Source organism: Sphingomonas sp. C3-2, from assembly GCF_033025475.1.
Taxonomy (GTDB): Bacteria; Pseudomonadota; Alphaproteobacteria; order Sphingomonadales; family Sphingomonadaceae; genus Sphingobium_A.
Genome location: NZ_CP130322.1, coordinates 75,799 through 88,604, shown reverse-complemented (window position 1 = coordinate 88,604; position 12,806 = coordinate 75,799). Strand labels below are relative to the sequence as shown.

General features: G+C 59.4%; 12 protein-coding genes. All 12 read right to left on the bottom strand.

Annotated elements, in window-relative coordinates; genetic code table 11:
* Positions 1-24 precede the first annotated feature (24 nt).
* Complete coding sequence (locus QYC26_RS00425; RefSeq protein WP_317513442.1) at positions 25-339, bottom strand: hypothetical protein; 315 nt, start codon at positions 337-339, stop codon at positions 25-27.
* Positions 323-1,351 (bottom strand): alpha/beta fold hydrolase, encoded by a 1,029-nt coding sequence (locus QYC26_RS00420; protein WP_317513441.1) that lies wholly within the window; start codon positions 1,349-1,351, stop codon positions 323-325. The genes QYC26_RS00425 and QYC26_RS00420 overlap by 17 nt, the downstream gene beginning before the upstream one ends.
* A gap of 6 nt (positions 1,352-1,357) precedes the next feature.
* A complete protein-coding gene (locus QYC26_RS00415; RefSeq protein ID WP_317513440.1) occupies positions 1,358-2,512 on the bottom strand; it encodes a thiolase C-terminal domain-containing protein in 1,155 nt (384 codons plus the stop codon).
* Positions 2,509-2,934: a Zn-ribbon domain-containing OB-fold protein gene (locus tag QYC26_RS00410; protein ID WP_317513439.1), complete on the bottom strand. Its 426-nt coding sequence runs from the start codon at positions 2,932-2,934 to the stop codon at positions 2,509-2,511. The genes QYC26_RS00415 and QYC26_RS00410 overlap by 4 nt, the downstream gene beginning before the upstream one ends.
* A 92-nt stretch (positions 2,935-3,026) precedes the next feature.
* Positions 3,027-5,438, bottom strand: a complete 2,412-nt coding sequence (locus QYC26_RS00405; RefSeq protein WP_317513438.1) for a TonB-dependent receptor — start codon at positions 5,436-5,438, stop codon at positions 3,027-3,029.
* Positions 5,439-5,740: 302 nt separating this feature from the next.
* Positions 5,741-6,556 carry an SDR family NAD(P)-dependent oxidoreductase gene (locus QYC26_RS00400; RefSeq protein ID WP_317513437.1) on the bottom strand — a complete coding sequence of 272 codons (816 nt, stop codon included), beginning with the start codon at positions 6,554-6,556 and terminating at the stop codon, positions 5,741-5,743.
* A complete protein-coding gene (locus QYC26_RS00395) occupies positions 6,543-8,042 on the bottom strand; it encodes an AMP-binding protein (protein WP_317513436.1) in 1,500 nt (499 codons plus the stop codon). The genes QYC26_RS00400 and QYC26_RS00395 overlap by 14 nt, the downstream gene beginning before the upstream one ends.
* Positions 8,043-8,059: 17 nt before the next feature.
* Positions 8,060-9,313: an acetyl-CoA C-acetyltransferase gene (locus QYC26_RS00390; protein WP_317513435.1), complete on the bottom strand. Its 1,254-nt coding sequence runs from the start codon at positions 9,311-9,313 to the stop codon at positions 8,060-8,062.
* A gap of 105 nt (positions 9,314-9,418) precedes the next feature.
* The gene (locus tag QYC26_RS00385; protein ID WP_317513434.1) at positions 9,419-10,030 is read right to left on the bottom strand and encodes a TetR/AcrR family transcriptional regulator; all 612 of its coding nucleotides are present in this window, start codon (positions 10,028-10,030) and stop codon (positions 9,419-9,421) included.
* Positions 10,031-10,102: 72 nt separating this feature from the next.
* Positions 10,103-10,612 (bottom strand): MarR family transcriptional regulator, encoded by a 510-nt coding sequence (locus QYC26_RS00380; RefSeq protein WP_317513433.1) that lies wholly within the window; start codon positions 10,610-10,612, stop codon positions 10,103-10,105.
* Between the two features lie 70 nt (positions 10,613-10,682).
* Positions 10,683-11,531: an SDR family oxidoreductase gene (locus tag QYC26_RS00375; protein ID WP_317513432.1), complete on the bottom strand. Its 849-nt coding sequence runs from the start codon at positions 11,529-11,531 to the stop codon at positions 10,683-10,685.
* Positions 11,532-11,564: 33 nt separating this feature from the next.
* Positions 11,565-12,746 (bottom strand): acyl-CoA dehydrogenase family protein, encoded by a 1,182-nt coding sequence (locus QYC26_RS00370; protein ID WP_317514963.1) that lies wholly within the window; start codon positions 12,744-12,746, stop codon positions 11,565-11,567.
* Between the last annotated feature and the right edge of the window lie 60 nt (positions 12,747-12,806).

Here is a 12,806-nt window from a genome sequence, read left to right as displayed (position 1 = left end):
TCGCCTAATTGGATGCGCCGTTGATTAGTCGGAGGACGGCAGAGCCTTGGCCTGCTTAATATCCAGCGGAACGCCGCCGACCGAAAGCGTCCCCTGCCCGCCCTTGGTGCACAGGAACTCCATGCTTTCCTCGGCATCGGTATAGCGCTTGCCGGTCAGGCTGCCGCCCGAAAGTGTCGGATCAAGGGGCGCCGAACTCTCGCTCTCCCCATTGCCTTCCAGCATCGCGGCCCCGCCACAGCGCAGATCCAGCGCCTCGGATGGTACGCGCAACACCATGATCTGCGTGTCGCAAACTGCGCTTTTGAGCTTGGTTCCGGGTTTATATTCGCGGGTCATTACGGCCTCCGACTTGCTGAAAGATCCATCTGCTGATCGCCGAGTTGAGCTGACGAGAAAGCGCCGAGACAAAGACATGATGCCCCGCGTTTCTGACCACGGTCAGCGCAAGTTTCGGACAATTGGGATAATCGTTGATCATTTGCTCGGGCGGGCCGGTCATGTCCCGCTCACCCACCGCAAGGAATACCGGAACGTCGATCCCGGCCAGTTCCCGTGCGACATTGCCCGGCGTCATTGCGTGCGCCGCCACTGGCGCCACCACCTTATCGACGGCTTGTTGCAGTGCGCGCGCCGCAGGACTGTCCACGTTGTGCGGGGGGAGATCGGCATAGCCCGATCCCCCGAACATGCGGCGTGCGAAATCACCAATTTGCGCCTGCGTTGGAAACCCGGTTGCAAGAACGGCGCGGTGCGTCTCATCAATATAATCCGGTAGCCCGCGCGTTCCAAAGCACAGGAGGATGAGGGCCGAAAAATCGCGGTAGCGATCCTGCTGCAGCGCGGTCAACATCGCACCTGCCGAATGGCCGATACCCACGATGGGCCAGTTGCGCATGGCTTCGAGTTCCGCAGCGAGTTCTCCGCGACGCAAGCGGTCAAGCAATTGTTCGAGCGCGAGATGATTGACCTCTGCTACCAGATCGTTCCTCAGCGCATAACCGTCTGCAGGGCGCGTGCTCTCCCCCACTCCGATCGGATCGATCACTATGACGACATGCCCCGCCCGGGTCATCGCCCGGGTAAAATTGAAGGGCTCGTCGAACATGGCTGGGCCGGGGCGAGCCTCAGGATCGCGCAACGAAAAATAGCGCCTCGAAACGCCGCCGCCCGGTGTGCAGAAGAGGATCGCGCCAGAATTACGAGGATTTTCGGGCCAGTGAACTTCGCAGATCACGCGGATAGCTGCATCCCCGACCCGAACATTTGTATCGATCTCGACGACCTGACTTGTTGTTCGCCGCGCGGCGGCAGCGCCCATGTCAGGCCCTCGACGATCGACGAAAACCATCACCTTCTACCCTAGTATCGCGCCGGCAACACCGGAGCAGCAAAAAACCGTTTCAACCGATTTCACCTGATTGGCGGCCGTTCCGCGCAGTTGCCGGACAGCCTCGGTGATATTGTTCATGCCGTGAATATAGCCCTCGCCAATCAAGCCGCCATTGGGACTGAGCGGGGTTCGTCCGGTGAGTTCAAGATGGCCATCCCGTACATAATCCTTGGCTTCGCCCGCGGCGCAGAAACCAAATCCTTCGAGCTGGCGCAGCACCTGCGGCGTGAAGTTGTCATAGATCATCGCCACATCGGTTTCGCTGGGTGCCAACCCCGCTGATTGCGTGAGGCGCTCGGTTACCCGGCGTGCCACCGGCAATTCGGTCAGATCGCCCTGATAAAAGTCGGAGATGATCTCGTGATTGAACAGAAAGGCATATTCGGCACCCAGCAGCCGCGCCGGCTTCTGGCGCAGATCGCGTGCCCGATCCCCCCGGGTGATGACGATTGCAACCGCACCATCCGATTCCTGGCAGCAATCGAGAAGATGGAGATAGGGCGCCACGATCCAGCGTGAGTTCTGATGTTCCTCAAGCGTGATCGGCTTGCCGTGAAACCACGCTGCCGGGTTGGTCGAGGCATGCTTTCGAAGCAGAACAGAAACTCGACCAAGGTCTTCCGACGTCACGCCGTAGCGATTGAGATAGGGCATCGCCGACAACGCCTCCCAGGACGCCGGCGTCTGCGCTCCATAAGGCAGGCACCATTCGATGAAGGTGGAGCTATGCCCGTTCGGCGTGATCGCCATATGCGGCTGCCCGAAGCGATATTGCGATCGCTCATTCATCGCCCGCCAGATCACCATCACATCGCACAGGCCCGATTCAACAGCCTTTTTGGCGTGGACGAGCGTGCTGACCGAAGAGGCGCCGCCTTGTGGCGTGCGCATCGTATAGCGGATCTCGCGTACCCCCAGATTGCGCATCAGATCCACCTCGTCGCTATTGTCGAGGTTGAAGGTCATCATCCCATCGACATCGGCGGGGGAAAGCCCCGCATCGTTCAGCGCCGCGAGTACGGCTTCGGCGGCGAGCTGCTGCTCGGAGCGCCCCGATTGGCGCGAAAATTCGGTTTGGCCGATACCGACAATGGCTGCCGTCTGGTTCGCCTGCGTCATGCGCGGGCTCCCTCTGCGGGGCGGAAGACAGGCACGAAATGTCCGCCGCTGGTGGGCGCAAAATCTACAACCACCTTGAGCCCTACCTCCATGTCTTGCGGATCCACGCCTTCGACATTGGTGACGAACCGAAGGCCTTCCTCAACCTCCACCAGCGCCACGATCGGCGGCGTCGCAAAACCAAAGGCGGCCGGATGGACCGGCACGATCCAGCTGATGACCTCGCCCCGCCCCGATAGCTGCGTTTCGCCGCGTTCAAGGCTATGGCATTCGGGACACATGGCGCGCGGCGGATGCCACAGCTTCTGACAGCCATCGCATTTTTGCGCGACGAAACGCTTCTCATCGGCAGCCTTCCAGAAAAAAGCCCCATCGAGCGTCATGATCGGATCCGGACGGAACGCCATGTTGCTGTTGGTCACCAGCACCTCTCCATCATCATTGCGGCAGCTGACCCGAGTCTTCCCGGTGCCTAGTGCAATTATTTGGTTATATTGATATTCAATATTGTCAACTATTTTGCCCAGCGGAATTTCAGGCTCGCACCATAAGTACGTGGCTCTCCATAAAATACGGATTCAAAACCGATTTGTGATGTCAGGGGATAACCACCCGCGATGTAGCGTCGGTTGGTAATGTTCGTCATAAACAACGCGAGATCGAAACTGGAATCTGCGATGCCGTTCCATTCCAGGCGCCCGTTCAGCAACCCATAGGACGGATAGGTGCTGATCGGCGCATCAAGATCGTTGGTATTGGCCTTCGACTGCCAGCTATAATCGGCGGACACGGCCAGCGCCTGTGCCCCCGGCCCGATCGGCATTTCATACCGCCCGGACAGGCCATATTTCCATTTGGGCTGGAATGCGGTCTGAACGCCATCGCGGCAGGCGGTGCGATCAAGCGTCACATCGCACTGTGAATCCAGATAGGACAGGAAGCCCGAAAGCATCAGGCCTTCGGCCGGGCGCGCGCTCACTTCAAGCTCCACGCCCTTGTTTGTGGCCTTGCCGGCATTGCGCACGAGCGAGGTGATGCCCACGCCAGAAACCGCAACCGGCGTTTGGATCTGGATGTCGCGATATTTATCAAGGAACAGTGCAATGTTGGTCCGCACCGGAAATCCGACATTCCAGTCGGCCTTCAGCCCGATCTCGAAATCGTCGACCGTTTCCTGGTCGAATTTCTGATATTCGGGAAGCGGTGATGGAAGGTTGAACCCGCCGCTTTTATAACCATGCCGATAGGCGGCATAGATGAGGACGTCGTCGACCGGTTGGTATTGCAGGGTCGCATCATAGGTGGGCGCGGAAAAGCGCGCATCATAGGTAATTGGGCAGGTGAAAATCGGAGCCCCGGTCGTTCCCGGATTAGCGGGATCACGCTGGCTGCAATTGCCCGCTTGATCATAGATGCTGAGCGCGGCGCGCCGCTTGTCCCAAGTATAACGAAAGCCACCGCTAAGCTGCCATTTTTCCGCGAAGTCATGTTCGGCATGCGCGAAAAGCGCATCGCTCACGTCCCGGTTGATCAGGATGCGCGTTGCGGTCGACCCAAGCGAATAGCTGCCCTGAACGGGCGTGAACCCTGGTTTTGAGAATTCGTGATAATAGCCGACAATATAGTTGAGGCGATCACCGATGCGTCCTTGCACCTGGAATTCTTCGGTAAACTGGTTCTGCCCGGCGCTCCATTCATTCGCCGGATAGGTCTCGATCGAGCGGAACGGCGCACCGTCATAGTCCTGAACGTCCGCACTTCGCGCGCTGCGAAAGGCGATGATGTTCTTGAGCGTGATAGCATCGCTCAGTTCGAACAGCGTCTTGTTGGTGACGCCCCAGGACTGGCGCTTCATGCGCAGCATCATCGGGATCTGCGTCGCCCGCGACCCCAATGCGCGTTGATCCTCGAGCATATCGCGCAATTGCGCCGTCGTGGCGAGAAGTGCGAAGCCGCCGGCCGCCGGATCAGCAAAATTACCGCCATTATAAGCAGTCTGGAACGCGGCGACCGCGCTGCCGAATTGCCCGGTGGGACAGCCGGCAAGGTTCGCCTGCAAACAGCCGACCGGAACTGTGCCGCCCGCGCGCAGCGGGATGGTGACCGATGAACCGGCGGGCAGGCCCAGCAGCGGCGCCAATGCCGCCGGGGTCGGTATCGCTCCGAGCATTGCCCCCGGCTCGATCTGGCGGAGCATGGCCGAACTGCCGCTATTGTCCTGCAAGCGACCGTCAAAGATCGTCCGATTTTCGAACCTTGACGATGGTCGGACCAGCAAGGTCGCGCGCACCGCCTGATATTCACGCCCGTCGAGTTTTTGCCCCGTTAGGACGTTGCGGGTATATCCATCGCGCTGTGCCACATCGGCCGCAACCCGCAAGGCCACGCTTTCCCCCAAGGGCAGGTTGATCATGCCCGTAAATTGCATGAGATCGAGATTGCCATAGGTCAGCGCCGCTTCGCCCTCGAACCGGTCGGTGGGGCCCGCAGGTTCGAAGAGCACGGCGCCGCCTGTCGTATTGCGGCCGAAAAGCGTCCCTTGGGGGCCTTTGAGAACCTGGACGGATTGGAGATCGAAAAGACTGCCGGGCCCCGAAATCAGCGCAGGCACTTCGGCAAAATAGGTGGCGACGCTGGTGAAGTTGCGCTGCCCGGCCTGAACGACCCCCGGCCCCTGCCCGCGAATATAGAAATTGGCCTCGTCGCGCTTCTGCCCGCTGATGTTCACGCCGGCAGATATCTGCCGCAACTCCTCCACCGTGCGGATCCCGCGTTGCGAGAGTTGCTCTCCGCTAAAGGCGCTTATCGAAAGCGGCACATCCTGGAGCACCTCTTCCTTGCGGCGGGCGGTGACCACGATATCGCTGACATGCGTCGCATCTGCTCCGTCCGCGCCATCGCCTTGCGCAAAAACGGGCATTGGCATGGCCATAAGCGCTATAGCCGACGCACAAATATGCCTTGGCAACCTCATCCTCAGCCCCTCCCCGGAATTATGAATTTGATTCATTATATCTGCAGGAAGGGGTAATTCAACAGACAATGAATCTAATTCATTTTTAATGCGGACATGCTAACTTACGGAAGAAGAGGTGGTTTTGACGATGAGCGAATGGCTCGCAAAGGATCTGACAGGCACCAAATAAAACAGGCACGGCAATCAAAGAATGATCGCCGCGCCTGCGGGAGCGGCCAAGGCCGCATGACACCCATTCTCACGATAACGGTTTAGAGCTGCAACCCGCCGCCCGCGATTACGACCTGCCCGCTGATATAATCGGATTCCGGTATGCAAAAGAGATAGACCGCACCGGCCGCTTCCTCAGGCGTCCCAAAACGCCCAAGCGGCGTGAGTGCCTTGGTGATCTCAAGCGCTTCCGGTCGAACGCCGATCTGAATGGCGCGCCCTTCCGCATCGACATTCTCGGTGTCCGTCAGCGGTTGCATCAACCGCGTTTCGATCAATCCGAACGCGACGCAATTGATGGTGACATTGTAGCGCCCCCATTCCTTGGCCAGCGTGCGGGTCAAACCGGCAACCGCAGCCTTGGCAGACGCGTATCCGGCCTGCCCCGGATTGCCGAACAGACCAGCAATGGACGAGATGTTCACGACCTTGCGCGCCGACACCTTCCCGTTCGCAGCCTCTTGCTTGACCATCGCGCGAATGGGATCTGCCGCCGCACGCAGGATCCGGAACGGAGCCTTGAGATGCACGTCAACCATCGCATCAAATTGCTCATCGGTCGTCTTCTGAATGACGTTGTCCCACGTATAGCCGGCATTATTGACGATGATGTCCAGACCGCCGAAATTCTCCAAGGCCGTCTGCACAATCCGTTCGCCAAAATCAGGGGCTGTCACATCACCGGCGCAAGCGACGGCATTGGCACCAATTTCTCGCACGACGGAGGCCGCAATGTCATCGTCAAGGTCGTTCACGACCACGCAGGCGCCTTCAGATGCGAGTTTCAGTGCGACCGCGCGGCCGATGCCACGGCCCGATCCGGTAACGATGGCGACCTTGCCTTCAAGCTTGTTCACTTTGACTTCCCTTATCTGTGTTGACTGCGCCGAGCCTTTCCTCGCGCAGGGCGAAGCGCCTGATCTTGCCCGCCTCATCCCGAAGCGGCTGAGCGGTGAATTCAAGCGTTCTGGGGACCTTGTAGCGCGCCAATTGCTCGCTGACGGTCGTCAGCAATTCTTCAGCGGTGACGCTTGCGTTTGCGACGGGCTGGACGATTGCATGAACGCGCTGGCCAAGATCGTCGTCGGGCAAACCGATCACGACGGCCGACACGATCTGAGGATGCACTTCAAGCGCGGCTTCGACTTCGGCCGGGTAGATATTGGCGCCCCCCGACACGATGAGGTCTGTGCGACGGTCAACGAGATAGAGATACCCGTCCTCGTCAACATACCCCATATCACCCAGCGATTCCCATTCGCCGTCAGCCTTCGCGTCCGCCCCGATATAGTGATATGTCGCATTTCGCCCAGTTTCGGGCAGTAGATATATCTCGCCAATCTCGCGAGGCGCGCAGGGGTGACCGGCTTCGTTCAGGATCTTCATGCGCGCGCCGGGCTGCAGCTGACCGACCGAGCCCTTGCGCTCAAGCCATTCCCTACCCGTTATGATCGTTGCGCCCTGACGCTCGGTTCCCGAGTAAAGTTCGAAAATGCGATCAGCGCCAAGCCAGTCGATCCATGCCTGCTTCAACCAGATCGGGCAGGCCGATCCCATGTGGAAGACCGCCCGAAGCGACGTCAGATCGAAACTGTCGCGCACTTCGGGTGGCAGCCGCGAGATGCGGCTCATCATGGTCGGCACGAAATTCACCCAGCCAATGTGATGACGTTCGATAAGCGCCAGCGTCATTTCCGCATCGAATTTCACCATGTCGACGATATGAGAGCCGGTAAAAAGGCCGAAATGCGTCCCGATAAACGGGGCATTATGGTATAGCGGACCGGGGTTCAAAATATTGTCGCCGGGGATTTGCCCGAGGCTGGCCATGGCCGGATCCCACAATCCCGGCATATGATCGACAATCACCTTCGGGCGGCCGGTCGATCCACCGCTGGTCATCGCTTTCCAATAAGTCGGTACCGCGCGCGGCAAGGGTTCTGCGGACAGGCCAGCGTCCAAGATTGTCCCTGCGGGCAAGGTGTTTCGTCCGGGCAGACGCGACGCATCCGGCCCGATCACGACCTTGGGATTGACGAGCTGGACGATGGCCCCGAGTTCAGCGTCTGGCAATTTGGGGGATACAATGTTCGGGGTTGCGCCGAGCTTCCACAGCGCGAAAGTCGTCTCATAAAATTCGACGCCATTTGGCATGGCGACCGTAACCAGATCGTCGGCACCGACACCGAAGGCCGCGATCTGACGGGCGCGCCGATTGGCGCGTGCTTCCAAGCCTTCACGTGTTACGGTTTCCGCACCCACGGTCAGCATGGGGCGACGAGGGTCTTGCCCTGCGTGATGGGCCAAGAGTTCCCCCATAGCCAATGGGCCAGTATGTGTCATATCTACCCCCATCTCCGTCAAATGCGTTCGATGATGATTGCGGGCGCCATGCCGCCGGCTGCGCACATGGTGACGAGGCCACGCCTGAGGTCGCGTCGCTCAAGCTCGTCCAGCATGGTGCCGATAAGCATCGCGCCGGTCGCCCCGATGGGATGGCCCAGCGCGATCGCTCCGCCATTCACGTTGACCTTGTCCCGGTCCAGCCCAAGATCGAGGATGAACTTCTCAACCACGACCGCAAAGGCCTCGTTGATCTCCCACAGATCGATATCTGCGATCGTAAGGCCCGCCTTGATCAGAACTTTTCGGGCGGCGGGCACGGGCGCGTTCAGCATCAATGTCGGACAATCGCCGATATTGGCCGCTGCGAGCACTTTTGCGCGCGGCTTGAGGCCACTGCGTTTTACATAGTCTGCAGAGGCGAGGAGAAGCCCTGCCGCGCCATCGACCACACCGCTGGAATTGCCGGCATGGTGGACAGGCACGATCTGAAGATCGGGATATTTCGCATTGATCATCTGGCGAAATGTTGTCGCCTTGGCGTCTAGCGGCATGTCCGCCATGGCCGCGAATGAGGGCTTTAGCGCGGCCAGATCCTGCGCTGTGGTTTCCGGACGGGGATATTGTTCCCGGTCGAGCGCCAGACTGCCATCCGCGCGGTAAACCGGAACCAAGCCCTTGTCGAAATACCCATTTTCAATTGCGCGGGCGGCGCGATGCTGACTTTCAAGGGCCCAGGCGTCCAGATCAGTCCTTCCGATACCCTCCATTGCCGCAACAGCATCAGCACAAACACCTTGATGTGCTTGCGGGTGCGCGGCCTGCAAACGATCATTGCCCGAGTTCATGCCCAAGGGCATGACACCCGCTGCAATATCCTCTGCCATCATCGACGCAAGAAGCGACATCATCTCGCTGCCCCCCGCGATGATCACATCCTCCATTCCCGACCGGATCTGGGCCGCGGCCAGATTGACGCTGGTGATCCCGCCACCACAGAAGCGATCGATGGTCACGCCGCTTGCGCGGACGTCGAACCCCGCATCAAGAGCGGCCATACGGGCGAGATCAGCCCCTTGCTTTCCACGCTGCGTGCTGACGCTCCAGATCACATCATCGACATCGCAGGTCTCGAGATTGTTGCGTTCGGCAAGCGCCTTGAGAACGGTTGCAGCCACATGTTGCGGGTGCATGTCCGCAAGTGCGCCCTTGCCCGGTTTGCCGATCCCGCGCGGGGTTCGCACCGCATCGATAATATAGGCTTCACCCATCGCTTGATGCCCTCTCCTGCCGGGGGCAGCCTATGCACCCGTGCTATTTTAGGACTCAAGTCTATATTCGGACTTGAGTCCACTCAAGGGGGAATTGTAGCGATCTCAAATTTTCACGGCATGGCGATCGATCATGTGCGCAATTTCGCCTGCTGCCTCCACCAATCTCTGGCGCAGCGGGTAATCGTCGAATGTGCGCCAATTATGGAGCAAGCCTATGAAAATGCTGACGACGATATCGACCAGATAATCGATCTGTGGGGCACCACGCAGCTTGCCGCTGTTCAGGATTCTATAGAATTCGAGACGAAAGCGTTCCATTCGGCGCGATTGTTGCGGGTCATTCCATTCACGAATGGAAAGGCCGATGAATTTTCGCGGCGGCGCCGATGAGCGCTCCAACCCTTCGACGAATTCGATGAAAATTGCGAGGATGCGGGTGGCAGGATCGTCAGTTTCATCACATTTTTTGGCGATCTGGATGAAGAACACGTCATTCATCCGTTCGACGATCGCTTCAAAAATTTCCGCCTTGCCATTGAAATATTTGAACAGCGTTGAGCGAGAAATTTCGGAAAGATCCGCTATCTCATTCAATGAGGCCTCATCTATTCCATAAAGCGCGAAATTCTTTTCAGCGACATTGAGAATGGTGTTGCGGATCCGCAACTTGTTCAGTTCCCGTCGAGAGAGCGGTGGTTTTGGGGGTACTGGCAAGCGGGATATTCCTCTTATTATCTTATCGGCAAGTTCGGGACGGCGCCGCAGCACCGGGCATGGCCACTTTTTTCACCGTTCTCCAGAGACAGCCCTGCCCAAAGGATGGCGCGGCAGATTGTTTCGGGGATCAACACCCGCGATACGAACTGCCCGCGAAAGCAAGCCCGCGAGTTGCCCCTGCTCTTCGCTCGAAAACCCGTCCAGCCACTCAGGCGGCATATGCAGCGCGCCGACCAACTCCCGCCGCAACGCAAGTCCTTCTGGCGTGAACGACAACAGCTTGACCCGCCTATCCTGCCCGATGGTGCGCTGGATCAATCCGCGCTTTTCAAGCCTGTCGACAATCCCGGTGATATTGGCGATGTCGCACCCCATGCGATCGGCGACATCGCCCATCGAGAGAAGCTCGCCGGGGGCTAGTTGCCACAACAAGGATGCCTGTTGGGGTGACAGGCCATGGTGCTTGTAGATCGGATGGGCGGTCTGCCGGCTCTGCGCCTGGAGCCAATAGAGACAGGCGGCGATGAGCGCTCCCGGTTCGTCGAGCACAGCGACATCAAATTCTTCTTCTGCGGTCACATGAGGATCCATTGGCATCGAAACCCGTATCATCGAATATAGCGCGCTTGCTTCTGTCAAAGGACGCCCTTTACCCTACCTTGAAATAATCCGGGCGTGGAATCGTCCACTGATCTCCCCAAAGCTGGTTGCCGCCATCGATCGTCAGCACCTCTCCGGTGATGAAGCTCCCGGTATCGGCCGCCAGAAAGCACACCGCATTGGCCACATCCTCAATCCGCCCGAAGCGTTGCTGGAGATTGGACTTGGGCATCTCGGTCACGGCTTCCTCGGGATAGACGCGCATGCCCTCGGTCGAGATGATCCCTGGCGCGACGCAGTTCACGCGAATATTGTGCGGTGCCCATTCGATCGCGGCCGTTTTCGAGGCGTAGATCACCCCTGCCCGTGCGGCGCAGGTGTGCGCAACCCCGGGCATACCGCGCCATATGACGGCAACGATGTTCACGATCGATCCGGGCAGGCCAGCATCGCGCCATTTGCGCGCGGCGGCCTGCATCATATACCAGCTGCCGTTCAGATTGGTGTCGACCACCGCCGCCCATCCCTTTGGCGAGATATCGATCGCGGCCTGCGGAAACTGACCGCCCGCGTTGTTGATCACGATGTCGACCGCCCCGAAATGCGCCCATGCCCGATCGAAAAGCGCGGCGACCGCTGCCGGATCACGGATCGACATCGCCTCGACCATGACCTCGGTGCCATAAGCCGTCAGCGCCTGCGCGGTCACCTCGATCTTTTCCAGGCGACGACCACACAGGATGAGCTTTGCCCCCAGACGCGCACACCAATGCGCGACGCCGCGCCCGATCCCGCTTCCGGCGCCGGAAATGAGAACAACCTTTCCTACCAGACTGTCCGCCGCCAGCCCCAGCGGCAGGCTGGCCAGTTCCGCATCGGTGCGGCCAAATTCCGGCATGTCGATCCCTCCGTCCTTCCTTCCGCACAAGGCTTATTTAAGAAGCTCGCCCGCGATGATCATTTTCCGGATTTCGCTCGTCCCCGCACCGATCTCGAGCAACTTCGATGCCCGGTAGAGCCGGTTGATCTCGGTTTCGCGCATATAGCCGGCCCCACCGAAGATCTGGACGGCATCGCTCACAACGCGCGTGCAGGTTTCGGCGGAATAGAGGATGGCGGCGGCCGTCTTTTTGTGGATTTCACCGCGCCCGCCGGACGCCTCGTCCATCCCGCTCGCTTCGGCCACGACCTGGTAGCAAAAGGTGCGCATCGTCTGCACGCCGACATACATTTCCGCCAGCTTGGCCTGTACCATCTGGAAGGAGGCGATCGGCTTGTTGAACTGGACCCGCGTCCGCGCATAGTCGATCGCAAGATCGAGCGCGCGTTCGGCCATGCCGACATTGATCATCGCCACAATCGCGCGCTCAAGATCGAGCCCGCTCATCACGATGCCGACCCCCCGATTCTCGGCACCTACGAGGTTTTCGGCGGGTACCTCGCAATCCTCGAACACCAACTCGGCGGTGGTCGATCCCCGGAAGCCCATCTTGTCGAGCTTCTGCGCCACCTTGAAGCCCTTGAACCCCTTTTCGACGATAAAGGCCGAAATGCCCTTGGAACCGAGTGACTTGTCGGTCTTGGCATAGACCAGCACCACATCGGCAACCGGGCCGTTGGTGATGAACAACTTGGTGCCATTGAGCAGGTAACGCCCATTTTCGAAGCGGGCGGTGGTCGCCATCGCCCCGAGCGCATCGGATCCCGCGCCCGGCTCTGTCAGCCCAAGCGCGCCGATGACATCGCCCTTGCACAAGCCCGGCAGATAGCGCTGCTTCAGCGCCTCGGACGCGTTGCGCGCGATATTGTTGAGGCACAGATTGTCATGCGCGACATAGCTGAGCGCGATGGCATGGTTCCAGCGCGCCAGCCCTTGGGTGATCAGTGCCGCAGTGAACAGGTCCCCGCCCGCGCCGCCATATTCGACAGGCACCGTCACGCCGAGCAGGCCCATTTCGCCGAGCGCGGGCATCACGGTGTCGGGCCAATGCTCTTCATCGTCCATTTTCTGCTGCAGCGGCCATAAATGCGCACGCGCAAAACCGTCGACCGTGTCCAAAATCTGCGTCTGCTCGCGCGTCAGCGTGAATGCGCCTGTTCCGTCCACTCCCATCACCCCGCTCTCCTCATCCCCATTTGCTGCCTTGACTCCAAAATGAATGGCATTCACTAT